This window comes from Microbacterium sp. PRC9 (assembly GCF_031844125.1).
Classification (GTDB): Bacteria; Actinomycetota; Actinomycetes; order Actinomycetales; family Microbacteriaceae; genus Microbacterium.
In genome coordinates this window covers 76,178-101,686 of sequence record NZ_JAUZUR010000007.1, presented here as the reverse complement: position 1 = coordinate 101,686, position 25,509 = coordinate 76,178, and the positions used below count along the sequence as shown (strand labels likewise).

The 25,509-nt window shown below is 70.2% G+C and carries 20 protein-coding genes and 1 tRNA gene; 4 read left to right on the top strand and 17 right to left on the bottom strand.

Features of this window, described 5'->3' with window-relative positions; genetic code table 11:
* Positions 1–103: 103 nt before the first annotated feature.
* The 11 genes from Q9R33_RS16350 to Q9R33_RS16300 all read right to left on the bottom strand — a co-directional run bounded on the left by Q9R33_RS16350 (position 104) and on the right by Q9R33_RS16300 (position 15,390).
* Positions 104–2,893, bottom strand: a complete 2,790-nt coding sequence (locus tag Q9R33_RS16350) for an AAA family ATPase (RefSeq protein WP_311294413.1) — start codon at positions 2,891–2,893, stop codon at positions 104–106.
* Between the two features lie 73 nt (positions 2,894–2,966).
* Positions 2,967–3,365, bottom strand: a complete 399-nt coding sequence (locus Q9R33_RS16345) for a phage holin family protein (RefSeq protein ID WP_056370316.1) — start codon at positions 3,363–3,365, stop codon at positions 2,967–2,969.
* 128 nt (positions 3,366–3,493) lie between these two features.
* Complete coding sequence (gene prfA / locus Q9R33_RS16340; protein ID WP_056370322.1) at positions 3,494–4,573, bottom strand: peptide chain release factor 1; 1,080 nt, start codon at positions 4,571–4,573, stop codon at positions 3,494–3,496.
* 3 nt (positions 4,574–4,576) lie between these two features.
* Positions 4,577–6,796 carry a transcription termination factor Rho gene (gene rho, locus Q9R33_RS16335; RefSeq protein WP_311294412.1) on the bottom strand — a complete coding sequence of 740 codons (2,220 nt, stop codon included), beginning with the start codon at positions 6,794–6,796 and terminating at the stop codon, positions 4,577–4,579.
* 203 nt (positions 6,797–6,999) lie between these two features.
* Positions 7,000–7,947 (bottom strand): homoserine kinase, encoded by a 948-nt coding sequence (thrB, locus tag Q9R33_RS16330; RefSeq protein WP_056370326.1) that lies wholly within the window; start codon positions 7,945–7,947, stop codon positions 7,000–7,002.
* On the bottom strand, positions 7,944–9,032 hold the full coding sequence (gene thrC, locus Q9R33_RS16325; protein WP_056370328.1) for a threonine synthase: 1,089 nt from the start codon (positions 9,030–9,032) through the stop codon (positions 7,944–7,946). Before thrC ends, thrB begins: the two co-directional genes overlap by 4 nt.
* Positions 9,033–9,056: 24 nt before the next feature.
* Positions 9,057–10,370, bottom strand: coding sequence for a homoserine dehydrogenase (locus Q9R33_RS16320; RefSeq protein ID WP_056370330.1), 1,314 nt, complete (start codon positions 10,368–10,370; stop codon positions 9,057–9,059).
* Positions 10,367–11,851: a diaminopimelate decarboxylase gene (gene lysA, locus Q9R33_RS16315; RefSeq protein WP_311294411.1), complete on the bottom strand. Its 1,485-nt coding sequence runs from the start codon at positions 11,849–11,851 to the stop codon at positions 10,367–10,369. The genes Q9R33_RS16320 and lysA overlap by 4 nt, the downstream gene beginning before the upstream one ends.
* A gap of 149 nt (positions 11,852–12,000) precedes the next feature.
* Positions 12,001–12,819: a DUF2993 domain-containing protein gene (locus Q9R33_RS16310; protein ID WP_311294410.1), complete on the bottom strand. Its 819-nt coding sequence runs from the start codon at positions 12,817–12,819 to the stop codon at positions 12,001–12,003.
* Positions 12,820–12,821: 2 nt separating this feature from the next.
* A complete protein-coding gene (locus Q9R33_RS16305; protein ID WP_056370337.1) occupies positions 12,822–14,489 on the bottom strand; it encodes an arginine--tRNA ligase in 1,668 nt (555 codons plus the stop codon).
* A gap of 46 nt (positions 14,490–14,535) precedes the next feature.
* Positions 14,536–15,390 (bottom strand): transglutaminase family protein, encoded by an 855-nt coding sequence (locus Q9R33_RS16300; protein ID WP_056370339.1) that lies wholly within the window; start codon positions 15,388–15,390, stop codon positions 14,536–14,538.
* 161 nt (positions 15,391–15,551) lie between these two features.
* On the opposite strand from Q9R33_RS16300, the gene Q9R33_RS16295 reads away from it, so the two are divergent.
* Together Q9R33_RS16295 and Q9R33_RS16290 are read left to right on the top strand one after the other, a co-directional pair.
* Entirely contained in the window at positions 15,552–16,376 is an 825-nt protein-coding gene (locus tag Q9R33_RS16295; protein ID WP_310248436.1) for an SGNH/GDSL hydrolase family protein, read from the top strand.
* Positions 16,377–16,420: 44 nt separating this feature from the next.
* Positions 16,421–16,496 (top strand) — tRNA-Arg (locus tag Q9R33_RS16290).
* A 201-nt stretch (positions 16,497–16,697) separates the two neighbouring features.
* Here the strand turns inward: Q9R33_RS16290 and Q9R33_RS16285 are convergent.
* The 3 genes from Q9R33_RS16285 to Q9R33_RS16275 form a co-directional block, all read right to left on the bottom strand.
* Positions 16,698–17,144: a VOC family protein gene (locus Q9R33_RS16285; protein WP_311294409.1), complete on the bottom strand. Its 447-nt coding sequence runs from the start codon at positions 17,142–17,144 to the stop codon at positions 16,698–16,700.
* Positions 17,145–17,404: 260 nt separating this feature from the next.
* Positions 17,405–17,695: a hypothetical protein gene (locus tag Q9R33_RS16280; protein ID WP_157549696.1), complete on the bottom strand. Its 291-nt coding sequence runs from the start codon at positions 17,693–17,695 to the stop codon at positions 17,405–17,407.
* A gap of 279 nt (positions 17,696–17,974) precedes the next feature.
* The gene (locus tag Q9R33_RS16275) at positions 17,975–18,706 is read right to left on the bottom strand and encodes a putative immunity protein (RefSeq protein WP_311294408.1); all 732 of its coding nucleotides are present in this window, start codon (positions 18,704–18,706) and stop codon (positions 17,975–17,977) included.
* Between the two features lie 116 nt (positions 18,707–18,822).
* On the opposite strand from Q9R33_RS16275, the gene arr reads away from it, so the two are divergent.
* Positions 18,823–19,248, top strand: coding sequence for an NAD(+)--rifampin ADP-ribosyltransferase (gene arr / locus Q9R33_RS16270; RefSeq protein WP_311294407.1), 426 nt, complete (start codon positions 18,823–18,825; stop codon positions 19,246–19,248).
* A 317-nt stretch (positions 19,249–19,565) separates the two neighbouring features.
* Complete coding sequence (locus Q9R33_RS16265) at positions 19,566–20,285, top strand: ion channel (protein ID WP_311294406.1); 720 nt, start codon at positions 19,566–19,568, stop codon at positions 20,283–20,285.
* Between the two features lie 866 nt (positions 20,286–21,151).
* On the opposite strand, the gene Q9R33_RS16260 is transcribed toward Q9R33_RS16265, so the two are convergent.
* From Q9R33_RS16260 to Q9R33_RS16250, 3 genes are all read right to left on the bottom strand, one after another.
* Positions 21,152–21,457 carry an NIPSNAP family protein gene (locus tag Q9R33_RS16260; RefSeq protein WP_310248454.1) on the bottom strand — a complete coding sequence of 102 codons (306 nt, stop codon included), beginning with the start codon at positions 21,455–21,457 and terminating at the stop codon, positions 21,152–21,154.
* Between the two features lie 462 nt (positions 21,458–21,919).
* Positions 21,920–23,791 carry an alkyl sulfatase dimerization domain-containing protein gene (locus Q9R33_RS16255; protein ID WP_311294405.1) on the bottom strand — a complete coding sequence of 624 codons (1,872 nt, stop codon included), beginning with the start codon at positions 23,789–23,791 and terminating at the stop codon, positions 21,920–21,922.
* A gap of 43 nt (positions 23,792–23,834) precedes the next feature.
* Entirely contained in the window at positions 23,835–25,487 is a 1,653-nt protein-coding gene (locus Q9R33_RS16250; protein WP_311294404.1) for a SulP family inorganic anion transporter, read from the bottom strand.
* Positions 25,488–25,509: the final 22 nt, after the last annotated feature.

Sequence of the window (25,509 nt, the reverse complement as noted above, 5' to 3'; positions counted from 1 at the left end):
GGGTCGAGGTCGCGCAGGGAACGAGCCGTGTCGGAGCCCGACCACGCCGGATGACGGATGCCGCGGCCCGCGGCTTCTCGAAGCGCACCGGGTCCGGCCGGGTCTACGCGGCGCTGCGACGATAGATCGCGGCCGCTGCCGTGCGGGACGACGCATCGAGCTTGCGCAGGATCGCCGACACGTGCACCGAGACCGTCTTGACGCTGATGTACAGCCGTTCCGCGATCTGCCCGTTGCTGAGCCCTTCGGCGACCAGCTCGAGCACCTGCTCCTCGCGGGCGGTCAGCAGTGAGCGCGACGCGTCGCCCGTGAGTCCGGCATCCGTCAGCAGCGCGTTCGCGCGCGCGGCGAGGCCGTCCGCACCGAGTTCCCCGGCGTACGACGCCGCCCCCGTGAGCGCCTCGCGCGCGCCGGCGCGGTCGCCCTCCGCCAGCAGCGCCTCGCCGTGCCGCACGCGCGCGTACGCGCGGATGTAGGCGGGTCCGATCGCGTCGATCGCGGCGGTCCACGGTCCTTCGCCCAGCTCGGCGGCGAAGACCGCCGCCCACAGCGGAGTCACCGGCCAGGCGTCGAATCCGGCGAGCACGGCTCGGTAGGGCTCGATGTCGGCATCCTCACCGGCTTCGCGGAGCATCGCGACCGCCCTGGCCGCGATCGCGGTCAGCGGCAGCGCGAGCACGCCGCCGGCGGGCGTCTCCCAGGCCAGGCGCGCGTGCGAGAGCGCTTCGTGCGCGTCTCCGCGCGCGAGCGCCAGTTCGCCGAGGTCGTACGCCATGCCGAAGCGGGTCTGGAACTCGTACGCGCCGAACATGTCGAGCTCCAGACGGGCCGCGTCCAGGGCTGCCTCGGCGCCGTCGATACGCCCGCGCCAGATCGCCAGGCACACCAGCCGCTCGCGCAGGAAGGCGGAGTAGAGGCCCGGTTCGACCATCGGGAGCAGACCGCCGAGCTCCTCGGCCTCCCGCAGCCGGCCCGCGTAGATGTGCGCCTCGATCATGTTGGCCTCGATCATCACGAGCGGGCCGAGGTCGGCCACGTGGGTGCGGCCGTACTCCTGCCCCTCCCGCGCCAGGGCGACGGCGTCCTCGTAGCGGCCGATCAGCATGAGGGTGTTCGAGTAGTTGATGTAGAACCGCATCATCGCGCGGACGAACCCGTCCGCGTGCGCACGCGCCTCCTCGAAGAGGCTCACGCCGTCCGGGTCGCCGACGCTGGCGCGACACGTCGCGGCGATGAGCAGCGCCTGCGCGAGGATCTCGCGCGCGGCGGGGTCTCCCGCGGCAGCCGCAGCCTCGGCGGTCGCCCGCGTCTGCGCGGCGACCTCCGCGCCGAGTGCCTGGCGCCCGTTGAGCATGTGCACGCGCGCGGAGCTGAGCAGGAGGCCCGCGCGCTGCACGTCGTGCTGCGGGTCGTCGCCCAGGATCGACAGCGCCTGCTCGATGCTCTCGACCCCGTCCGACACCCCCGCCTGGAACTCGATCGTCGCCAGGTCGCCGAGCATCGTGGCGCGCCCGACGACGTCGTCCTCGGGCCAGAGGGCGACTGCTTCCTGAGCGAACGCGAGGGCTCGGTCGTTCCGGTTCGCCGACACGAGGGCGGCAGAGGTGCGTCGCAGCACCTCGGCGCGCGGCATCCCGCAGATCCCCTCGGGGTCGGGGACCGACTCCCAGAGCTCGAGCACCCGCTCCCCCGCCTCGGCCGCCGTCGACCACGCCGATGCGACGCTCGCGGCGCGCTGCGCCGCCACCCCCGCGGCCAGCGCGCGGTCGGGCACGCGCGCCGCGCGCCAGTGGTGGGCGATGTCCGCGAGGACCCGGGCCGTGGGCGCCGAGTTCTCGAGTGCCACGGCGTAAGCGGTGTGCAGACGCGTCCGCTCGGTCGGCAGGAGCTCCGCGTAGACCGCCTCCTGCATGAGCGCGTGGCGGAACGCGTACGCCTCGTCGCGGACCACGACGACCTGCGCGTCGACGGCGCTGCGCACGGCATCCTCGAGGGCGGCCTCGTCCCCGTCGAAGACGTCGCGGAGGACGGCGTGCTCCACCTCGACCCCGCCGGTCGCCAGCACGCGTGCGAAGCGGCGGGCCTCAGCATCCAATCGCTCGTATCTCAGGAGGAGCACGTCCCGCAGCGATACCGGGAGCCTCGCGCCGGTGAAGCTCGCGAGCTCCTCGACGTAGAACGGGATGCCGTCGCTGCGGGCGGCGATGTCGTTCAGCACGCCGGCCGCGAGCGTGTCGCCGTGCACCGCATTGGCGAGTGCGCCGACCTCGGCAGGGCTGAGGCGAGCGAGGGGCCGGTGCGTCAGCAGGCGCGCGCGGTCGAGCTCGGCGAGCACCGGACGCAGCGGATGGGCCCGCCCGACGTCGTCGGTGCGGTACGACAGCAGCACGAAGAGCGGCAGCGCGGCCGCGCGGCGGACCAGCCGCGCCGCGATGTCGCAGGTCGTGCTGTCGGCCCAGTGGAGGTCCTCGATGATGACGACCAGCCGGTGCGTGCGCGCCAGCTGCGAGAACAGCTCGACGACGACGTCGGCCAGACGCTCGGCGTCGCCGGCGCTGTCGGCGAGCGCCGGGACGAGCACGCCGAGCGCGTCCGCGCCGGGACCGGCGGCCTCGCGCACCGCCTCCACGCCCAGCGCGTCGACGAGGTCGCGCAGGAGGTCGGTGATCGCGGTCAGCGGTGCGGGGCCCGAGCCGGAGTCGACGCAGGCGCCCCGGACGACGACCACGTCGGTGAGGCTGTCGGTGAAGTCCCGGAGCAGGCGGGTCTTGCCCATCCCGGCGTCACCCGACACGACGACGGCACGGCCCTCCGCACCCACGGCGTCGACCTCGTCGCGCAACGCGTCGAGGTCCGCCTGGCGGCCGACGAGGGGCACCCGGCCGATCTGCATACCGCCTATCATTCCACCAGCCTCGTGGCTGAGGCGGCCCGGCGGGATCGGGAGGAATCCCTGTCTTCGGGCGTCAGCCGCGGCGGTCCTGCACCTTGTTCTTGATGAACAGCGGCGGCAGCAGCCACGTCGCGAGCGCGGTGACCAGCCATACGATGAGCGTTCCGATGATCCAGGCGACCGGGCCGTCGATGCCGATGCCCGCCGCGGGGATGAGCACCGCGATGAGCAGGGCCACGAACGTCGAGAGCAGTCCGATGCCCCCGATCAGCGCGTTGGCGTGCCGCCGCGTGATCTTGAACAGCCAGGGCGCGAGCACGCTCTGCAGCACGGCAAAGATCACGACGGCGAGGAGGATCCCCCACCAGTCGTTCCAGTGCAGGGAGAAGCCCGGCAGGACGAGGTCCGCGACGATGAGGCCGAGCGCCGCCGACACCAGGAAGATGAGGGCGCGGATGAGCAGCGTGAGCACGCTCGAAGCCTACCGGCGCAGCATCCGGAGTCCGCCGACCGCCACGGATCCGGAGACCGGGGATCCGCGCCGAGACCGGGGGCTGCGCCCCAGGTCTGGGCGCGCACGCCCGGCCACAGCGCGGAGGGTCAGTCGTCGGAGCCGAGGGCCGCGAGACGGGCCTCCTCGTCGGCCGTGATGGCCGACTCGATGAGGGGCTCGAGCGCGCCGTCCATCACCTGGTCGAGGTTGTAGGCCTTGTAGCCGGTGCGGTGATCGGCGATGCGGTTCTCGGGGAAGTTGTACGTGCGGATGCGCTCGGACCGGTCCATGCCGCGGATCTGCGACTTGCGGGCGTCGGATGCCGCAGCCTCGAGCTCCTCCTGCTGCTTGGCGAGGAGGCGTGCCCGGAGCACGCGCATGCCCGCCTCACGGTTCTGCAGCTGCGACTTCTCGTTCTGCATCGACACCACGATCCCCGTAGGGAGGTGGGTGATGCGCACTGCGGAGTCGGTCGTGTTCACCGACTGGCCGCCCGGACCCGACGAGCGGAAGACGTCGATCTTCAGGTCGTTCGGGTCGATGTGGATCTCTTCGGGCTCGTCGACCTCGGGGAACACCAGCACACCGGTGGTCGACGTGTGGATGCGCCCCTGGGACTCGGTCGCCGGCACGCGCTGCACGCGGTGCACGCCGCCCTCGTACTTGAGGTGCGCCCACACGCCCTGCGCCGGGTCGGAGGAGGAGCCCTTGATCGCGATCTGGACGTCCTTGTAGCCGCCGAGGTCGGACTCGTTGCGCTCGAGGAGCTCGGTCTTCCAGCCCTTCGACGCCGCGTACTGCAGGTACATGCGCAGGAGGTCGGCCGCGAACAGCGCCGATTCGGCACCGCCCTCGCCCTGCTTGATCTCCATGATCACGTCGCGCGCGTCGTCGGGGTCGCGCGGGATCAGCAGGCGTCGCAGGCGCTCCTGCGCCTCGGCCAGCCCGGCCTCGAGGGCCGGCACCTCCTCCGCGAACGCGTCGTCCTCACGGGCGAGCTCGCGGGCGGCATCCAGATCATCGGATGCCGCCACCCAGTCCTCGTGGGCCTTCACGATGCGCGACAGCTCGGCGTAGCGCCGGTTCACCCGCTTGGCGCGCGCCGCATCGGCGTGCACCGCGGGGTCAGAGAGCTCCTCCTGGACCGCGCGGTGCTCGTCGATCAGTCCCTTGACGGACTCGAACACGGCTCAGCGGATGCTGTTGTCGTGATCGTGGCTGCGGCCGCCGCCGTGCCCGTTGGCGGGCGCCGGGATCGACTTCTGCATCTGCACCAGGAACTCGACGTTCGACTGTGTCTCCTTGAGCTTGCCGAGCACGACCTCGAGGGCCTGCTGGGGCTCGAGGCCGGCCAGCGCGCGGCGGAGCTTCCAGGTGATCTTGACCTCGTCGGGCGAGAGCAGCATCTCTTCGCGGCGCGTGGACGATGCGTTGACGTCGACCGCCGGGAAGATGCGCTTGTCGGCGAGCTGGCGGTTCAGGCGCAGTTCGCTGTTGCCGGTGCCCTTGAACTCCTCGAAGATCACGTCGTCCATCTTGGAGCCGGTCTCGACGAGGGCCGTCGCGAGGATCGTGAGCGATCCGCCGTTCTCGATGTTGCGCGCGGCGCCGAAGAAGCGCTTGGGCGGGTACAGCGCCGACGCATCGACACCACCGGTGAGCACGCGGCCCGAGGTCGGCGCCGAGATGTTGTAGGCGCGGCCGAGGCGCGTGATCGAGTCGAGCAGCACGACGACGTCGCGGCCGAGCTCCACGAGGCGCTTGGCGCGCTCGATGGCGAGCTCGGCGACCGTGGTGTGGTCCTCGGCAGGGCGGTCGAAGGTCGAGGCGATGACCTCGCCCTTCACCGTGCGCTGCATGTCGGTGACCTCTTCGGGGCGCTCGTCGACGAGCACGACCATGAGGTGCACCTCGGGGTTGTTGATCGAGATCGCGTTGGCGATCTGCTGCAGCACGATCGTCTTGCCCGCCTTCGGGGGCGCGACGATGAGGCCGCGCTGGCCCTTGCCGATCGGCGCGACGAGGTCGATGATGCGCTGCGTCAGCTTCTCGGGCGCGGTCTCGAGGCGAAGACGCTCCTGCGGGTAGAGCGGCGTCAGCTTGCCGAACTCGACACGCGCGGCAGCGTCGTCCACCGACAGGCCGTTGATCGCGTCGACCTTGACCAGCGCGTTGTACTTCTGACGGCTGGACTGCTCACCCTCGCGCGGCTGCTTGATCGAGCCGACGACCGCGTCGCCCTTGCGCAGGTTGTACTTCTTCACCTGACCGAGCGAGACGTAGACGTCGCTCGGGCCGGGCAGGTAGCCGGAGGTGCGCACGAACGCGTAGTTGTCGAGCACGTCGAGGATGCCCGCGATCGGGATGAGGACGTCGTCCTCGCCGATCTCGGTCTCGAACTCATCGCCACCGGCGGCGGCCTGCGTGCCACGGCGCTTGTTGCGCTGGCGGCCTCGGCCGTTGCCCTGGGCCGACTGCTCGTCGTCCTGCGCGTCGGCCTTCGCCGGCTCCGCGACGGGCTGGGCGTTCTGGTTCTGACCGCCCTGCGCGTTCTGGCCCTGTGCGGCCTGGCCGCCCTGGCCGCCCTGGGCGTTCTGGTTCTGAGCGTTGCGGTTGCGGCTGCGGCTGCGGCTGCGGCTCCGGCCGCGCGACGGCGTCTCGGCGCCCTCGCCCTCAGCGGCCTGCTCGCCGCCCTCGGCGGGCGCTTCTGCATCGGCGGCGGATGCCTCGGCGGGGGCGGATGCCTCGTCTGCGGCCTGCTCGCCGGCCTCAACCGGCGCGGCCTCAGCCGGCGCAGCCTCGGCGGGGGCGGATGCCGGCTCCTCGGCCGGTGCTTCCGCGGCGGGCTCGGCCGGCGCGACGTCGGTGCTCTTGGCACGGCGAGGAGCGCGCTTGCGCGGGGCCTTGGCGGGCGCAGCGGGCGCCTCGGCAGCCGCTTCGGCGGCCACGACCTCGGCGACGACCTCTTCGGCCACGACCTCGGCGACGACGGCCTCGGCGACCGCTTCTTCGGCGACCGCGTCCGCGACCGCAGCCTCGGCGACGGCCTCCTCGGCGACGGCGTCGGCGACGATCGCCTCGGCGACGGCCTCCTCTGCCGCTTCCTCGGCGGCCTCTGCGGCGGCGGTGTCACCGGACTCCTCGGCGACGATCGCCTCGGCGACCGCCTCCTCGGCGACCTCTTCGGCGGCGAGCGCCTCGACGACGGCCTCGTCGGCGACGGCGTCGGCCGCCTCGGCGACCTCGACGGCCGCTTCGGCGACGACCTCGGCCGCGACGGCCTCGATGACGGCTTCCTCAGCCACGGCCTCGGCCTGGGCTTCGATGCTGCCGGCGTCCTCGAAGGCCTCGGGCGCTTCCGCGCGCTCGTCGGCCGGAACGTCGGCGTGGATCTCGGAGATGGACTCCACGAGTTCTCCCTTGTGAAAAACGGAACGATTGTGCACGATCGCACGGCGCTGCCGGGTGGCGTCTGCCTGTCTCGATCAGTTGTCACGCCTGTCGAAACGCCCGCCGACGGGGTGAGGGACCGCGAGGGTGCTCAGCGGACGTCAGCAGGTCAGGATGCCGTGCGGTGGTTTCGCAGATTTGCGACGGAGGCCAGATTCACGTCTTACGTGGAACCCTCCGCGTACTCCCTCACTGTACCACCCTTGAAGTCGACGGCGAGCATGAGCGCCTCCCACGGGGTGTCGGTCGCGGTACCCGCGAGCGCCGCCGCCTCGAGGCGTCGTCCCGGGCCGTCGGCGAGCACGAGCACGCTCGGTCCCGCCCCCGACACGACCGCCGCGAAGCCTGCCGCGCGCAGCGCCCGCACAAGACCGTCGGTCTCGGGCATGGCGCTCGCGCGGTAGTTCTGGTGCAGCTTGTCCTCCGTCGCCGCCTGCAGCAGCTCGGGGCTCTGCGTGAGCGCCGCGATCAGGAGCGCAGAGCGCGAGACGTTGAAGACAGCGTCCTCTCGCGGCACATGCATCGGCTGAAGGCTGCGCGCGAGCTCGGTCGACATCGTGAAGGTCGGCACGAAGACGAGCGGCGACACACCGCGGTGCACGAGCAGCTTCTTGTGCTGCGGGCCGTCCTCGTCCACCCACGCGATGGTGAGGCCGCCGAACAGCGCCGGCGCGACGTTGTCGGGGTGGCCCTCGAGCTCGGTCGCGAGACGGAGCAGGGCATCGGGGCCGAGCTCGACGTCGCCCTCGAGCAGGCCCTTCGCGGCCAGCAGGCCGGACACGACCGCCGCGCCGGACGAGCCGAGGCCGCGTCCGTGCGGGATCACGTTCTTGGCGACCAGGCGGAGTCCCGGCATCCGTCGCCCGACCGATTCGTACGCGTACGCGATCGCCCGCACCACGAGGTGCGAGGCGTCGCGTGGCACGTCGTCCGCACCGGCTCCCTCGACCTCGATCTCGAGCTCGCCCTCGGGCAGCGCCGTGACGTCGAGCTCGTCGTACACGCTCAGCGCGAGGCCGAGGGTGTCGAACCCGGGCCCGAGGTTGGCACTCGTCGCCGGAACCCGCACCACCACGCGGCGGCCGGGGGCCGGAGCGACGGCTGCGTTCACGCGGTCGCCGCCGCGGGAGCGAGCTCGAGGACGGATGCCACCTCCGACGTCGTGGCGTCGACCACGGTGGGCTCGACCTCGGAGCCGTCGGCGTTGCGCAGTGCCCAGTGCGGGTCCTTGAGGCCGTGGCCGGTCACCGTGAGCACGACGCGCGCGCCCTGCGGCACGATGCCCGCCTCCACACGGTCGAGGAGACCGGCGACGCTGATCGCCGACGCGGGCTCGACGAAGATGCCCACCTCGCCCGCGAGGAGCTTCTGGGCCGCGAGGATGCGGTCGTCGTCGATCGCGCCGAAGTACCCGTCGGTCGCGGCGCGCGCCTCGAGGGCGAGCTCCCACGACGCGGGGTTGCCGATGCGGATGGCGCTGGCGACCGTCTCCGGGTTCTTCACGACCTCACCGGTGACGAGCGGCGCCGAGCCGGCGGCCTGAAAGCCGAACATGCGCGGCACGCGGGTCGAGACGCCGGCCTCGGCCTCTTCGCGGTAGCCGCGCGTGTAGGCGGTGTAGTTGCCCGCGTTGCCGACCGGGATGAAGTGGAAGTCGGGGGCGTCGCCCAGCTGCTCGACGACCTCGTACGCGGCGGTCTTCTGACCGTCGATGCGGTCGGGGTTGACCGAGTTGACCAGGTGCACCGGGTAGTTGTCGGCGAGTTCGCGCGCGATCTCGAGGCAGTCGTCGAAGTTGCCGCGGATCTGGATGAGACGGCCGTTGTGCGCCACGGCCTGGCTGAGCTTGCCCATCGCGATCTTGCCCTCGGGCACGAGCACCGCGGCGGTGATGCCGGCGTGGGCGGCGTATGCGGCCGCCGAGGCGGACGTGTTTCCGGTCGAGGCGCAGATGACGGCCTTCGCCCCGTGCTCGATCGCACGCGAGACGGCGACGGTCATGCCGCGGTCCTTGAACGAGCCCGTGGGGTTCATGCCCTCGAACTTCACCCACACGTCGGTGCCGGTGCGGCGCGACAGCGCGGGAGCGGGCAGGAGCGGCGTGCCACCCTCCCCGAGGGTGACGACGGTCGAGGCATCCGTGACGCCCAGACGATCTGCGTACTCGCGGAGGACTCCGCGCCAAACGTGTGCCATGTCAGTTCTCCTTCAGAAAAGTCTTCAATTGCCTTCGACGCGCAGCACCGAGACGACGCGCTCGACGACGCCGCTCGCGGCGAGGCGGTCCACCGTCTCGCTCAGGTCCTGCTCCAGAGCCTTGTGCGTGCCGATCACCAGTCGCGCCACGCCGCTCTCGCCCTCGGCCGACTCGACGACGGTCTGCTCGACGGTCGCGATCGACACGCGACCCTCGCTCAGGATGCCCGCGACCGTAGCCAGAACGCCCGGCTGGTCGTCGACTTCGAGCGTGATCTGGTACCGCGTGGTGACGCGTCCGACGGGAACGATCGGCAGGTTCGCGAGCGTCGACTCGCCGACGCCGACGCCGCCGGCGATGTGGCGGCGCGCCGCCGAGACGACGTCGCCGAGCACCGCCGACGCGGTCTGCACGCCACCGGCGCCCGCGCCGTAGAACATGAGGTTTCCGGCGGCCTCGGCCTGAACGAACACCGCGTTGTTGGCGCCGTGCACGCTCGCGAGCGGGTGCGCGCGGTCGATGAGCGCCGGGTAGACGCGCACCGAGATGGATTCACCGGATGCCTCGGTCAGGCGCTCGCACACGGCGAGCAGCTTGATGACGTACCCGGCGTGGCGTGCGGCATCCATCATCGACTTGTCGATCGAGGTGATGCCCTCGCGGTGCACCGCATCGAGCGGCACGGTCGTGTGGAACGCCAGGCTCGCCAGGATCGCGGCCTTCTGCGCGGCGTCGTAGCCCTCGACGTCGGCGGTCGGGTCGGCCTCCGCGTAACCGAGGCGCTGCGCGTCGGCGAGCACGTCGGAGAACTCGGCGCCCTCGGTGTCCATCCGGTCGAGGATGTAGTTCGTGGTTCCGTTGACGATGCCCATGATGCGCTGGACGCGGTCGCCGGCGAGCGAATCGCGCAGCGGACGGATGATGGGGATCGCGCCCGCGGCGGCCGCCTCGTAATAGACCTCGGCACCCACCTGATCGGCGGCGTCGAAGATCTCGGGGCCGTGCGTCGCCAGGAGCGCCTTGTTGGCCGTCACGATGTCGGCGCCCGAATTGATCGCGTGGAGCAGGTACTCTCGCGCCGGCTCGATGCCGCCCATGAGCTCGATGACGATGTCGGAGCCGACGATGAGCGAGTCCGCATCGGTCGTGAAGAGCTCGCGCGGAAGGTCGGTCTCGCGCTTGGCGTCGACGTCGCGCACGGCGATGCCCACCAGCTCCAGTCGTGCACCCGCGCGGTCGGCGAGCTCGTCGGCGTGCTGACGCAGCAGCGCGGCGACCTGCGAGCCGACGGCTCCGGCTCCCAGCAGTGCGACGCGGAGGCGGCGGTAGTCGGTCACTTCGACTCGCTTCGCTCGCTCAGTACAGGCATACGTTGTCTTCCTTCCGTCGGTGCGCCGGCGAGCTCGCGCCCGTCGCGCACGGTGCTGAGGCCTGCGTCCCGGGCGAGCAGATCGTCGATCGTCTCGCCGCGCACGATGACGCGCGCCTCTCCCCCGCGCAGCGCCACGACGGGCGGGCGGGAGACGTAGTTGTAGTTGCTCGCGAGCGAGAAGCAGTATGCGCCCGTCGCGGGCACGGCGAGCAGGTCGCCGGGCGAGACGTCCCCCGGCAGGTACTCCGCGTCGACGACGATGTCGCCCGACTCGCAGTGCTTGCCCACGACGCGCGCGAGCGCCGGCTCGACGTCGCTGGTGCGCGACGCGATGCGGGCCGAGAACTGCGCGCCGTACAGGGCCGGGCGGGCGTTGTCGCTCATGCCGCCGTCGACGCTCACGTACAGGCGGGTCTCGCCGCCCTCGAGCGCGACGGGCTTGGTCGTGCCCACTTCGTACAAGGTCACGCCCGCGCGGCCCACGATGGCACGGCCCGGCTCGAACGCCAGGTTCGGCATGGGGATGCCCCGCACCTCGCACTGCCGCGCGACCGACTCGGCGATGCCCAGCGCGAGCTGCTCGATGGGGGTGGGGTCGTCGACCGACGTGTAGGCGATGCCGAACCCGCCGCCGAGGTTCAGGACCGGCAGCTCGCCGCCTTCGCGGAGCTCGGCGTGCAGTTCGACCAGGCGGGCGGCGGACTCCTCGAACCCGGCGGTGCCGAAGATCTGCGAGCCGATGTGGCAGTGCAGGCCCACGAACTCGAGCCCGCCGAGCTCGCGGATGCGGGCGACGGCGGCCGGGGCATCCGTCAGCGTGAAGCCGAACTTCTGGTCTTCGTGAGCCGTCGCGAGGAAGTCGTGCGTCTCGGCGTGCACGCCGCTGTTGACCCGCAGCAGCACGGCCTGCGTCGCTCCGCGGCGCTCGACGATCGCCGCGAGACGCTCGATCTCGATGAGGCTGTCGATGACGATCGAGCCGATGCCGACCTCGACGGCCCGCTCGAGCTCGGCCACCGACTTGTTGTTGCCGTGGAAGCCCAGTCGCGCAGGGTCGGCGCCCGCCGCGAGCGCGACGGCGAGTTCTCCGCCGCTGCACACGTCGACGGCGAGCCCCTCTTCGGTGACCCAGCGCACGACCTCGGTGCTGAGGAACGCCTTGCCGGCGTAGTAGACGCGGGCCTGAACGCCGTGCAGCGCCGCAGCCGCGCGGAAGGCGTCGAGTGTGCGGCGTGCGGCCTGGCGCACCTCGTCCTCGTCCACGACATACAGAGGCGTGCCGAACCGCTCACGCAGGGCGGTGGCAGGGATGCCGCCGAGCTCCAGCACGCCGTCGGCATCACGCGCCGCTGCCGCCGGCCAGACGGCCGGGGCGAGCCCGTTCGCGTCGGCGGGGCGCTCGAGCCACGCGGGAGCGACGGAACGGTGGTGCGGGTCGGCGGACACGGTGGACCAATCAGTGGGAGCTTCGACGCTGGCCGTCCGGGAGTCCGGGTGCGGCTCTGCCAGGCCGGAGGGGGTCACGCGCCTGGCGGTGGTAGCAGTCTAGGGCACACGGCTCCAGGGCCCTGCGCCGTGTGACGCCCTGCGGCGGCTCAGGCGCAGGTGCCGTTCGCCTGCAGCGCCGGATCGGTGGCGATGGCCCCATCGACGTCGAAGTCGGCGACGAGCACGTCGCCGGTCACCTCGACGGAGGTGAGGGTCACTCCGGATGGCAGGTACTGCGCGATGCACACGTTCCACTCGCGCAGGACGATGTCGGCGAGACCTCCGAACTGGCTGCGCAGGGCGTCGGCGGTCACCTCCGACTCGCCGAGACGGAACGCCGCGGGCGTCAGGACGATGGCGCCGTCAACCGCGGACGGCGCCAGGGCGACGCCGACGGGGATGGACGCGCCGAACAGCTGCAGGTCGATCGACATCGTCACGTTCGGCGCGGCGAGGCCCACGGAGTCGGACGGGAGACCCTCGACCGTCGCCAGCAGCGTGCGCAGCTGCGACTCGTCGAGCGAGACGGTCGCCGTGGCGCCGCTCATCTCTCCGGTGCCGCGCACGGCGACATCGTGCGCCGTCACCGTCACATCGCCGGTGACACCGCCGAGCGTGACGTCGTCGGAGGCGATCGTGAGGTCGTCGATGGAGCCCGAGATGAGCTGGGGGATGACGGCGCCGGCGACGTCGACGTCGACCGGGTGGTCGGCAGGCAGCGACAGCTGGGTGCGCACCTGGTCGCGGACGACGCCGGTCACGATCTGCCGGGCGATCGCCTCGGCGGCGAACCACGCGGCCACGGCGAGCACAGCGACGATCGCGAACGCCACGATCCACGGCCACACGCGGCGCGGCTGCGCCGGTGCCGTCGACAGCGTCCCGTCGGGGATCGGCTCGGTCGCCTGCGTGTCGCCTCTGGCCATTGCTACATCCGTTCCGGTGCGGTGACACCCAGGAGATCGAGCCCGTTTCGCAGCACCTGGCCGGTGGCGTCGTTGAGCCACAGCCGGGTGCGGTGCACCGGCTCGACGGGCTCGTCACCCAGCGGGATCACGCGGCAGTTGTCGTACCAGCGGTGGTAGAGCCCCGCGAGCTCCTCGAGGTACCGCGCGACGCGGTGCGGCTCGCGCACCTCGGCGGCGAACGCCACGATGCGCGGGAACTCCTGAAGCGCGCCGAGGAGGGCCGACTCGGTCTCGTGGGTCAGCAGCTCGGGGGCGAACTCGGAACGGTCGACACCTGAGCCGTGGGCGTTGCGCGCCACGTTGTGCGTGCGCGCGTGCGCGTACTGGACGTAGAAGACCGGGTTGTCATTGGTGCGCTTGCGCAGGATCTCGGGGTCGAGCGTGAGCGGCGAGTCCGCGGGATAGCGCGCCAGCGAATAGCGCAGCGCGTCGGTGCCGATCCAGTCCCGCAGGTCGTCGAGCTCGATGATGTTTCCCGCGCGCTTCGAGAGCCGTGCGCCGTTGACCGACACGAGCTGCCCGATGAGCACCTCGATGTCCTTCTCGGGGTCGTCGCCGGCCGCACCGGCGAGCGCCTTGAGGCGGTGCACGTAGCCGTGGTGGTCGGCACCGAGCAGGTAGATCTTGTGCGCGAAGCCGCGGTCGCCCTTGTTGAGGTAGTACGCCGCGTCGGCCGCGAAGTAGGTGTACTCGCCGTTCGAGCGACGGATGACGCGATCCTTGTCGTCGCCGAAGTCCGTGGTGCGCACCCACACGGCACCCTCGTCGTCGAACACGTGGCCCTGTTCGCGCAAGCGGTCGACAGCCTCGTCCACGAGGCTCGGCTCGCCGTCGGCCCCCTTCGCGTGCAGCGTGCGCTCGCTGAAGAAGACGTCGAAGTGCACGTTGAACTTCTCGAGCGACGACTGCAGGTCGCCGAGCTGCAGCTCGTAGGCGCGGTCGCGCGCGATCCGCAGCTGCTCGTCCTCCGCCAGCGTCAGCAGTTCGGGCACCGCCGAGAGCACACGCTGCGCGAGGTCGGCGATGTACGAACCCGGGTAGCCGTCCTCGGGGGTCGGCTCGCCCTTGGCGGCGGCGAGCACCGAGCGGCCGAACCGGTCCATCTGCGCGCCCGCGTCGTTGACGTAGAACTCGCGGACGAGCGTCGCACCGCTCGCGAGCAGCAGCCGCGCCATCGAGTCGCCGAGCGCCGCCCAGCGGGTGTGGCCGATGTGCATCGGACCCGTCGGGTTGGCACTGACGAATTCGAGGTTGATCGTGTTGCCGCGCTGCGACTCGTTCGTTCCGAACGCCGCGCCCGCGTCGACGATGGTCTTCGCGAGCGCACCGGCGGCGGCAGCATCCAGTCGGATGTTGATGAAGCCGGGACCGGCGACCTCGACATCGGCGACGCCCTCGACCTGCGCGAGACCGGCCGCGATGTCGGCGGCGAACTCGCGGGGGTTCGCGCCGACGGCCTTCGCGAGCTTGAGCGCCGCGTTCGAGGCCCAGTCGCCGTGGTCGCGGTTCTTCGGCCGCTCGAGCGGCAGATCGGCGACCGTGAGCCCCTCGGCCGCGCCGGGTCGTCGCGCCTCCGCGAGCGGGGCGACGACGGCGAGCAGGGCGGCGGAGAGGGCTTCGGGATTCATAGCCCGTCAAGTCTACGGGCGCGGCCCACCCCGCCCCTGCGCGGGGTCAGGAGATCTGCACCAGCGCGCCGAAGTCGTCGGCGGCGGGATCGGATGCCTCGGGCAGCACTTCGGGCAGAGTGTCGAGTCCGTCGAGGGTCGCGGCCTCGGGGACCACCCACGCGTCGACGCGCAGGCGCTTCAGGCCGACGTAGCCGCCGTGGTAGCTGAGGAATGCGCAGTCCGCGGCATCGCGCCCGGTCGCGATGCGCACCAGAGAATTGCGGTTCGCGAGACGCGTCGCGTCGATGACGTACCAGGCGCCGTCGAGGTACGCCTCGGCGACGGCGTGGAAGTCCATCGGGCGCAGCCCCGGCGCGAAGCACGCGGCATAGCGGGCCGGCATGTCCATCGCGCGCAGCAGGGCGATGACGACGTGCGCGTAGTCTCGGCAGACGCCCTGGCCGGTCATGAGGGTCGTGACCGCACTGTCGGTGCCCTGACTGAGACCCGGCGTGTACGTGGTGCTCGTCGAGACGAACTCCGACACCGCCGCGATGAGGTCGTGGCCCGAGAGCCCCTTGAACTGGCGACGGGCCTGCTGGAACACCTCGTCGGACTGGGCGTAACGGCTCGGGCGCAGGTAGGTGATGGCTTCGAGATCGCTCGTGCGGCTGCTCGCGGCCTGTCCGTCGACGGTCGCCTCGTAGCGGATCTCGAGGTGGCCGGGCTCGCCCGTGAGGCGGTGCAGCCTGCTTCCCGACTGATCGACGATCTCGGTCGGGGTGTACACGCGATCGCCCTGGATGAACGTCAGATGCTCATTCGAGATCGGCACCGCCTGAGCGGCTGCGATCTGGAAGATGAGGTCGACGGATGCCCCCAATTCGAGGTCCATCTCAGCGGTCACGACGCGTTGCACCGAAGTATCCTCGCATGCCGCGAGGGCTCGATCGCGCGGGGTTGACAACCTCTTGCTGCGAGTGTTCTGGAAGCGATTCCCACCCTCAGGATCGGGCCCCACTTTTCCCCAGTTCACGGCCCAGGGGACGACCTCGTCCGTGCATGACTTACCCTCTTCACATGCACGCGCCCGGCAACACCCGAGCCCGGCGGCTATGGCTCCCCTTGGCGGGCGCCGCACTGGCCGTCGCGGCGGTGTGCGCGGTCGCGGTGCTGCGCCCCTGGGGTGCATCCGAACCGGTGGCTCCGGCGGCGGTGGCCGAGGGTGAGGCGGCGGTCGCAGCATCCGTCCCTCCCGCTCCCCTCGTACTCGAAGACGATGCGCGTGTGCTCGTCTTCGGGGACTCGTGGGTCTACGGCTCGGCCGCGAACGTGCCGACGCTCGGCTTCGCCTACCTCCTCGCCGACGAGCTCGGCGTCGAGACCGTCGTGGACGGCGTGCGCGGCAGCGGCTACCTCAAGCCCGGCCTCGACGGCCCCGCCTACGGCGAGCGCATCGGCGGGCTGGATCCGGCTCTCGACCCCGACCTGATCATCGTCGAGGGGTCGATCAACGACCGCAAGCTCTATCCGGCCGGATACCGGGATGCCGTCACCGCCGCGTGGGACGCCCTCGAGGCCCGGTACCCCGACGCCGAGATCGTGATCCTCGGCCCGTCGCCGCAGGTGCTGCCGGTACAGGACGCCACGCGCAGGATCGACGCCGACCTGAGCGAGCTGGCCGGCGCACGCGGCTGGTGGTACATCTCCCCCATCCGCGACGACTGGATCACCGACGCCAACTACCGCGATGTCATCGACACCGGCCCCATCGGGCGCGACCATCCCTCGACGAACGGCCACGCCTACCTCGCCGACCGCGTCGCGACGGCGATCGAACGCATGGAGCAGCAGCCAGCGATCGTCGCCGACGCACCGCTGGACGACACTCCCCCGGCGCCCTGAGTTGGCGGGGCGACGGGCGCCTGGATGGTAGTCTCGATCGGCACGCCTCCGTAGCTCAGGGGATAGAGCGTTGGTTTCCGGTACCAAAGGTCGCAGGTTCGATTCCTGTCGGGGGCACCAGTCGGGACAAGGGATCGAGAGTCTTCAGGACTCTCGATCCCTTTCTCGTGACAACACCTTGACAACATCTGTGGCGCGCTCGGCGCGATCGAGAGCAGCGGCTATTGCGTCAAACGGCGATGCCAGGAACTCGGGATACGGGACCGACCGCGACCGGTCTCCGCTCACCTCAGCCGTTCACAACGTGTCGGGGAAGAACAGCTAGTCCACCTGGTCGTCGCCCGCCCACTCCTGCGGCTCGCCGGGCTTGTACGTCCCGAAGGTCCACTCGTAGCCTTCGAGGTCCCGGACGCGGCAACGGTAGTTCCCCCACTCCGTGTCGGTGGGTGCGAAGACGACCTCCGCGCCGGCGGCGACGGCAGACCGGAAGATGTCGTCGACCTCGGCCGAAGAGCCCAGGGCGAACACCAGCCCGAGCCCGACCGACTCGCCGCGTGGTTGCGCGCGGTCGTAGCCCGCTCGATCGGTGAAGACGGTGAAGACAGCATCGCCGCGCCGCATCTCGGCGTGCTGGATGCCTCCCTCACCGTCGGGCCATTCCGCGGTGGTCGTCAGCCCGAACGCGCGCTCGAGCCATCGGAGGGCGGCGGGCGCATCGCGGTACGGGATCTGCGCATAGAGGAATGCCGGAGTCTCTGCCGTTGTCATGATGAGAAGGTAGCGATTCTCCCGGACAGATGGTGTCCGGATCGGTGGTAGCTGTCAGGTCGTTGCCGGGGCCGTTGTCGAGGATCGCAACCGACATCGGTGTGAGCGCATCCCTCAACGGGCATCGCCCCCTGCGAACACCATGACGTGCGTCGATCCCGTTGCGGGCACTGCACGAAGCCGGAACGATGCGTGCAGGCCTGAGGGCGTGCATGAGGCGTTCCGATGCGTGCTGACAGCTGCTCCGGGCGGGTCGGCGATCAGACGTCGAAGCTGTGACTCTGCAAGTTGCCTCGACCTTCGCGGAGCCAATTGACGTTGAGCCAGTGACGTTCGTGCCCGTCGTCCTTGCGAACACGGAGTTCGATCGACGACTTATGCGGCACCCGGACGGGGAGGCTGAAGTCCGTACTCACGCGGGTGAGTCCAGGTCGGCCGACGATGGTCGTCACCTCAGCTAAGGCTCCCTCGTTGATCAGCCGCACGGTTTCATCGCCTTCTTTGGCCAAGCGCCACTGGAAGGTCGGATTCGCCGGGTGCGTGGTCGACAAGTCGTCCGAACTCTCGTCAACCCGATTCGTGGCGGCCGCCTTTCGCAATCGCCGTCTACGTGCGAGCCACCCGACCGCGCCCAGTACCGCCGCTACGACGAGTCCACCGACGATAGTTGCCCCGAGTTGCGTCTGCGACCATTCCCAGAATCCACTCCATGCGGCCTGGGTCGTGAGTATTGCAAACGACATGAGCGAACACTATCTGGCCATAACCCCCCGAGCGGCGTCGATCCTCCTGCGAGCAGTGCGGATGCCGTGCCCGAGCGCGAGTAGCGCTCAGGCGGTCGTGTTGTGAAGTCGCGTCTGGAGCTGTCGGATGTGTTCGCCGAGCTCACCGGATGACAGCATCCCCGGGCCGAGCGGGCCGGCAGAGTCGCTGCCGATCGGCGGGAGCGACCGGAGTGCAGCCGCGACGTCGGAACTCATGCTGGCGATCTGCCACTCGAGTTCCTCGTTCACAGCGTTCGGGTCGCCCGCGGAGAGCCTGACCGCGCGGGCCGCATAGGCGGCTGCGCCAAGCGCGTGCGCGCCCATGTGCGCGACACCGGCCGCCTGCGCGGCGGCCCGAGCGGCGGCGGCGCCGGCCGGCGAGGCGGCGGACTTGGCTGCGCGCCCTGCGATGAACCGTCGACGGATCTGGTCGGCGGCCGTCAGTCGCCCTGCGGCGAACCCTCGAGTGCGCGCGATCGCGTCGCGCGGCCGGTCGTCGCCTGGCGCCTCGGACTCGAACAGCGCCAGGACGCGCTCCGCGCAGTCTGCTGCCCACGCAGCGACTTGTCTCCGGTCATCTTCGCTGAGCGACTGAGGCGAAAGCATGCCAGCAATCTCGCACAACTGCCGATCCCGGCCCGCACTGGATCCGTAAACGCGCACTGCCCGCTCAGCGCCCGCATCGCACTGACCCGATTGCTTCTCGAAGAGGTCACGAAGTCCGACCCCGATCGCGCGCGACGACTGCAACCCGCCTTCGACACGCTGGCTGCACCCGTGACCTGATGCGATCGCCATCAGGCCGCAATCTGCTACGCCACGATCGATCCACAAACGGGCGGTGCGCACTGAGGGGATGCATCCGTGCAGCCGCGATCCTCAAGCCTGCGTGAGGTGGGTGCGACAATTGCGCGATGAGCGGCAATGCTTCACTCGACGACGGCCCGTTCTTTCACGGCACGCGTGCGAACCTCGCCGCCGGAGACCGGCTCGTCGCCGGGCATCGGTCGAACTACAGGCGCGAGGTCATCATGAACCACGTGTACTTCACCGCCCTCCGAGACGGCGCGGGCCTGGCCGCCGAGATCGCGGCGATGCTGGGACCCGCCGAAGCGGAGCCGCACGTCTACCTCGTCGAACCGACCGGAGACTTCGAGAACGACCCGAACGTCACGGACAAGAAGTTCCCGGGCAACCCCACGCGTTCCTACCGGACAAGAGCACCCATGATCGTCGTCGAGGAAATCACGGAATGGACCCGGCTGACACCCGAGGCCCTCGAGTCATGGCGCGTTCGACTGGCTGCGCTGCGCGAGAGCGACGCCGAGATCATCAACTAGCACCGCGCATCTCAATGCTTGGTCGACGTGCCGACCCCGACGGTCCTCCTGCGGGCAATGGCACGAGAAGGGCCGTCCGTCGGGCATGAGGCTCAAGCTTGGACACCGCACCCTCGAAGACGCAAGAACCGAGCGCGGCGGATCCGTGTGCCGTCGGCGGCCGCGAAGGGCGCCTTCGTGTGAACCCATGACATCGCACTCGAACAGCGTCGTAGATGAGCTCAAACGGCTCGTCGCGGAGGGGCAGATCTCGGCAGACGCTCTGCACGTCATCACCGGCGTCCCCGTTGCGGCGATGCGGTTGCGATAATCGCGCCATGTATGGGGAACGTATCGCCAAATGGGAGAAGGCTGTTGAATGGCCCCTCACCCTCGCCGCCGTCCTCTTCCTTGCCGCCTACGCGATACAGATCATTGCCCGACCGGGCGGTTTGTTGAACCTGTCTTGCGAGATCGTCTTGGTCGCGACGTGGGCCGTGTTCGTTGTGGACTACGTGGTTCGGCTGGCGATCACGAAGCGCCGATGGCGGTGGTTCTACCGGCATCTGCTCGACCTGGCGATCGTCGTGCTGCCGATGCTGCGGCCGCTGCGCCTCATGCGGTTTCTGACCGTTTTGGCACTGATCGGGCGCAGCACCGGCAACATGCTTCGTGGCCGCGTTGTGCTGTACACCGTCGGCGCCACCGTCCTCACCGTGTTCATCGCGGCGCTCTCCGTGTTCGACGCAGAACGCGGCGTCGGCGACATCGACACGTTTCCCGACGCGGTGTGGTGGGCGTTCGTGACCATCACCACCGTCGGCTACGGCGACTACTATCCCGTCACCGCCGCTGGCCGGATCGTCGCAGTCGGGCTGATGATCGGCGGCATCGCGCTCATCGGTGTCGTCACCGCCACCCTCGCGTCCTGGATCGTCGAACGCGTCGCGGACCAGACCAGCAAGACCGTCTCCGCCACGGAGACGCAAGTCGAGGAACTGCGCAGCGAGATCGTCGAGCTCAAGGAGATGATCCGGGAGCTGCGCCCCGCCGGCTGAGCTGTGACAGCGCGGATGTGCGGCGCAGGTGCAGGGCGTGCACCGAGGAGGGGCGCTACTGTGTGGCTCGTGGATGCGTCTGTGGGGATGACGTTCTGGGCTGGGGTCATTGTCGGGGTGCTCTGGGGAGTGCTCCTGATGATCGTCGGCCGCTGGGCGATAGCTGCCGTGAAGCGCGCAAGCTGGCGACGCCGGCAACGGCGCTACCTCAAGTCGTCCAAGCGCGACCCGCTGCCACAGCTGTGGGCCACCGGAGCCGGCTACCCCGACGCCGGCGCGTCGGGAACCTCGCGGCGGGCTCCCGGCGGGCTCGACGACTATCGCGATGGACGGCGGCAACGCCCGGACTTCAACCCAACGCCCGGCCCCAGAGACTGGTAGGGCGTCCAGGCGCCTCGCACGACGCAGCCGGATCCCTCCGTCGCCAGTCGACGTCTTGCGCGATCACGACTGGTCAGGAGTACGACTGGATGACCGTCGACGGCACGGTGACCTCGAACTTCTCCGAGGACCAGGACATGGTGCGCATCGACCTGATCGCGCGCAACCCGCAGGGCCAGATCGTGGGCGTGGACTTCACCTTCACCGACCGCGTGCCCGCTGCGGCACCGCAGCGTGGAACGTCTCGATGTGGGAGGTCCCACTCGAGAGCACCATCACGGCGTTCGCCCACCTCTGACCCGTGCGGCTCGTGTCCTCCGAACACGCTTCGCGAGGAGCCGGGTCGGGCGGATCAGCGGAACGAAGCGGGAAGGGAAATCCCTTCCACCCGCACCCGAAGGTGGGTCATCAGGACTCCCGATCCTTCTGCTCTTCCCGCGAGACGAGGTCGACCCCACGGCTGCAGGTTCGCAGGCTGCCGGCTGTCAGGAGAAGACCGGAGAGAGGAAGCGACGCTCGTAGCGACGGATGCAACCCGTGGCGCGCGCGAGCGCGAACGCCGCCTGGCACTCCGGATCCGTCTTCGAGGCATTGCGGTAGACCTCATACTCGGCAAGCGACGGGAAGGTGAACAACGCGAACGCTTCGTCGCTGTCGCCCTCACTGGGCAGGAAGTAGCCATGGTGGGTGCCGCCGAGCTTGCCGACGAGTCGGATCCAGGCGCGGCCGTACTCGGTGAAGTCGTCGAGCTTGTCGGGATCGATCTCGTAGCGAAGATGAACAGTGATCATCGAGGTTCCTTTGCACTCAGCCGTACCCACGAGTCTCACTGACCCGGAGCGGGCGCGACGACGATCGGGGGTGCCGCGAGCAAAGGTGGCGGAGAAAGCCCGAGAACTTGGCAGAGCCACGCGGATCGACCGCCCGCGGCAGCGTGGCTCGAGCGGGAGTCGCAGCCGGTTGGAGCACCGCATCACGAGTCGTGGGCGTCGAGCGAGTGACGTCGCAGATCCGGACACTCTTGCAGGGTGTGCGGAGGGTGGGGGGTTCCGCTGGCGATCATCCCCCTCCCGGACGAGCTGCCCGCGCCCAGCCCGGACGCGATCTGGTCCAGCGGTGGTCCGCCCTTCGTCGGCTGATCAGCGGGAGCGGACGCTGCGGCCCGCGCGCACCGGCCGTGCAGGCGCCCCAGCGCCCCTCACAGCCGGTCGCCGGCGCCGCGGGGCGCGGCGCCGGCGACCGGTGGCACGCGATTACGGAAGGACGATCTCGAAATCCGGGTCGCCCTGGTCGAGCACACCGAGGATCTGCCGCAGCACCCCGGCGTCACCGCGGACCTCGATGCCCTCGGAGTCCGTATCGCCCCCCGCCAGCCGGATGAGGCGCGGCTTCGAGAGCGTGAGCTGCAGCGGGGTCTCGGGATCGGCCTCCCGCTCGACGTACACCAGCACCCCGTTGCGCAGCGTCACGTGGAAGGTGCGACCGAGGTCGGTGAGGGTCACGTCCAGGGCGAGGTCGAGGCGCCAGGCCTTCGGGCCGTTCACGCGGATCGCCACGGCGTCGAGCAGCTGCTCAGGCGTGAGCTGGGCGATGATCAGCGGCGCGGCCGTCTGGGTGGGCGTGCCGAAGCTGCCCTCGCGCAGCTCGGTGGCGCCCGACAGGAAGAAGTTGCGCCAGGTGCCGTTCTCGGCACCGTATGCCAGCTGCTCCAGGGTGTCGGCGTAAAGGGTGCGCGCCGCTTCGTGGTCGGCGTCGGCGAACACCGCGTGGTCGAGCAGTGTCGCCGCCCAGCGGTAGTCGCCCGCGTCGAACGCCTGCTGCGCGAGCTCGACCACCCGGTCGACGCCGCCGATCGCGGCGACGTAACGCTCCGCCTGAGCCTGAGGCGGATGCGGCCACAGGCGCGCGGGGTTGCCGTCGAACCAGCCCATATAGCGCTGGTAGATCGCCTTCACGTTGTGACTCACCGAGCCGTAGTAGCCGTGCGTGCTCCACGACGCTTCGAGCGCCGGGGGCAGCTCGAGCATCTCGGCGATCTCGGCGCCGTTGTATCCCTGGTTCAGCAGCCGCAGCGTCTGGTCGTGCAGGTAGCCGTAGAGGTCGCGCTGGATCGCGAGGAACTCGCGGATCTCCTCATTGCCCCACGTCGGCCAGTGGTGGGACGCGAACACCACTTCGACCTCCTCGCCGAAGCGTTCGAGAGCCTCGGTGAGGTACTGCGACCACACGTGCGGGTCGCGCACGAGCGCGCCCCGCAGCGTCAGGAGGTTGTGGAGCGTATGGGTCGCGTTCTCGGCCATGCACAGCGCACGGTAGCGCGGCAGGTAGAAGTGCATCTCGGACGGCGCCTCGGTGCCCGGCGCCATCTGGAACTCGAACTCGACGCCGTCGACCGTGTGCGTCTCGCCGGTGGTGGTGATCTCCAGCGTCGGCGGGAGGATGGTCGGGCTTCCGGTCGACGTGGTCTGCCCCAGCCCCGCACCGACCTGCCCCTGCGGTCCCTTGGCGAGGGCGGCGCCGTACATGTACCCGGCGCGTCGGGCCATCGCGGTGCCGGCATACACGTTCTCCGCGACCGAGTGCTCGAGGAACCCCTCGGGCACGATGATCTGCACCTTTCCGGAGTCGACGTCGTCCTCGCTGACGATTCCCAACACGCCGCCGAAGTGATCGATGTGGCTGTGCGAGTGGATCACCGCGTGGATCGGGCGCTCGCCACGGTGCGCGCGGTAGAGCGCCATCGCGGCCGCGGCCGTCTCGACCGAGATCAACGGGTCGACGACGATCACGCCGGTGTCACCCTCGATGATCGACATGACCGACAGGTCCAGTCCGCGCACCTGGTACAGCCCGGGCACGACCTCGTACAGTCCATGCTTGGCGACCAGCTGCGACTGCCGCCACAGACTCGGGTGCACCGACGCGGGCGCGTCGCCCTCCACGAAGTCGTAGCTCGAGGCATCCCACACGACCTCGCCCTTGTCGTTGCGGATCTTCGGATCATCGAGCGTGCCGATGTATCCGCGGTCCGCGGCGACGAAGTCATCGACGTCGTCGAACGGCAGCGCAGCCAGGGCGGCGGCGTGAGCCTGACGGATCGACGCTTGCGGTTCCCGCTGTTCCATGTGTCCTGTTCCCTTCGTTCCGGCCCCGGCGGCCGTGAGTCCCTCAGTCCTGCGGCGCCCGCGCTTCCAGCGCGGCCACAGCCTCTCGATTGGTCGAGTAGACGGTCTGCCCGGACAGCAGTCCGAGCTCGTCGAGTCGCGCCTTCGTAGGCACCCGCACGCGGCTGAACGCCAGGCTCACGCCCTGTTCGTCGAGCCACTCCTCGAGCGACGCGAACGCCTCGGCACCAGTCACGTCGATGTCCGTCACCGCCTCCATGTCGATGACCACGTGCTTCACGGGCTCGTCGGCGCCGGTCACCGCGCGCTTGACGGCGGCGGAGAACACGGCGCCGTTCGCGAAGAACAGCGGCGCTGCCATCCGCACCACCACGACGCCGGGCGCGGTCGTCGCGCCGGCCGCCGCGTCTTCCAGGAGCGACTGCTTCGCGTCGTCGTCGGCGGCGAGGACGTCGATCGCGGGGTTCGCCGCGCGCTTGGCGAGGTTGATGAGCGCGAGCACGAACGCCACGACGATCCCGGGGATCGCGCCGACGAACAGTGTCACGAGGAAGCACACCGCGCCGATCGCGAACTCGAAGCGGTCCTGGCGCCAGAGCACCCGGAACTCGCGGATGCCGAGGAGGGGCAGGATCGCGACGCCGACCACCGCGCCGATGGCGGGCGATGGGATGTCGGCGAGCAGCGTGGTGCCGAACAGCAGAAGCAGCAGAGTGCCCACGGCGAGCACGAGCGACGGAAGCTGGGTGCGGGAGCCCGCCTGATCCATCGCGGCAGTGCGGGACGTCGAGGAGCCCATCGAGAAGCTGCCCTGCGCGCCCGCGGCGATGTTGCCGAGGCCGAAGGCCAGGAGGTCGCGGTTGGCGTGGAACGGGTAGCCGTGCTTCTCGCCGTACGAGCGCGAGACGAGGAGGCCCTCGGCGGTCGTGACGAGCGTCAGCGCGATCGCCGACGGGATCAGCGCCATCCACATCTGCCAGTCGATGACGGGCCACGTGAGCGTGGGCGGCCCCGAGGGGACCGCGCCCAGAACGTCGACGCCCCGCTGGTCGAGGCCTGTCAGCACCACCAGCAGCGTGGACAGGATCAGGACGACGAGCGCCCACGGCACGGCCTTCAGATACCTCTTGCCGAGCAGGAGGACGGCGACGGACGCCGCCGAGATCGCCACCGACCACGCGTTGATCGTCTCGAGGTTCGACACGAGTCCGACCACCTTGTCGACGAACTCGCCGCCCGAGTCGATCTTGACCCCGAGCATCTTCGCGATCTGGCTGACCAGGATGTCGAGGGCGAGGCCTCCGACGAACCCGATCAGGATCGGCTTGGAGAGGAAGTTGGCGAGGAAGCCGAGCTTGAAGAATGCCATCAGCACGAACATGACGCCGCAGATGATGGCCTGCGCGAGTGCGAGTGTGGCGTAATCCGTGCTGCCGGCTGTGGCGAGCCCGCCGATCGACGAGGCGACGAGGGCGGCGGCGGCAGCATCCGGCGACACCACAAGCTGACGAGACGACACGACCAGCGCATAGATCAGCGTCGGCACGACCAGCGCGTACAACCCTGCCGTCGGCGGGAGCCCCGCGATCTGGGCATACCCGATGTTGAGCGGGATGGCGATCGCGAGAAGGGTGACCCCTGCGGTGAGCTCGGTGACGAGGTTCCGCCTGGTCAGGCCGGCGAGGGGTCGCTGCATTCCTGCTCCTGGATAAGGGGGG

Coding starts and splice junctions, on each gene's coding strand:
- Q9R33_RS16250 (WP_311294404.1), bottom strand. CDS start 25,487: ATGCAGCGACCCCTCGCCGGCCTGACCAGGCGGAACCTCGTCACCGAG.
- thrC (WP_056370328.1), bottom strand. CDS start 9,032: ATGGCACACGTTTGGCGCGGAGTCCTCCGCGAGTACGCAGATCGTCTG.
- Q9R33_RS16260 (WP_310248454.1), bottom strand. CDS start 21,457: ATGATCACTGTTCATCTTCGCTACGAGATCGATCCCGACAAGCTCGAC.
- Q9R33_RS16305 (WP_056370337.1), bottom strand. CDS start 14,489: ATGAATCCCGAAGCCCTCTCCGCCGCCCTGCTCGCCGTCGTCGCCCCG.
- Q9R33_RS16275 (WP_311294408.1), bottom strand. CDS start 18,706: ATGGCGATCGCATCAGGTCACGGGTGCAGCCAGCGTGTCGAAGGCGGG.
- Q9R33_RS16310 (WP_311294410.1), bottom strand. CDS start 12,819: ATGGCCAGAGGCGACACGCAGGCGACCGAGCCGATCCCCGACGGGACG.
- Q9R33_RS16295 (WP_310248436.1), top strand. CDS start 15,552: ATGCACGCGCCCGGCAACACCCGAGCCCGGCGGCTATGGCTCCCCTTG.
- Q9R33_RS16265 (WP_311294406.1), top strand. CDS start 19,566: ATGTATGGGGAACGTATCGCCAAATGGGAGAAGGCTGTTGAATGGCCC.
- Q9R33_RS16255 (WP_311294405.1), bottom strand. CDS start 23,791: ATGGAACAGCGGGAACCGCAAGCGTCGATCCGTCAGGCTCACGCCGCC.
- Q9R33_RS16285 (WP_311294409.1), bottom strand. CDS start 17,144: ATGACAACGGCAGAGACTCCGGCATTCCTCTATGCGCAGATCCCGTAC.
- Q9R33_RS16350 (WP_311294413.1), bottom strand. CDS start 2,893: ATGCAGATCGGCCGGGTGCCCCTCGTCGGCCGCCAGGCGGACCTCGAC.
- arr (WP_311294407.1), top strand. CDS start 18,823: ATGAGCGGCAATGCTTCACTCGACGACGGCCCGTTCTTTCACGGCACG.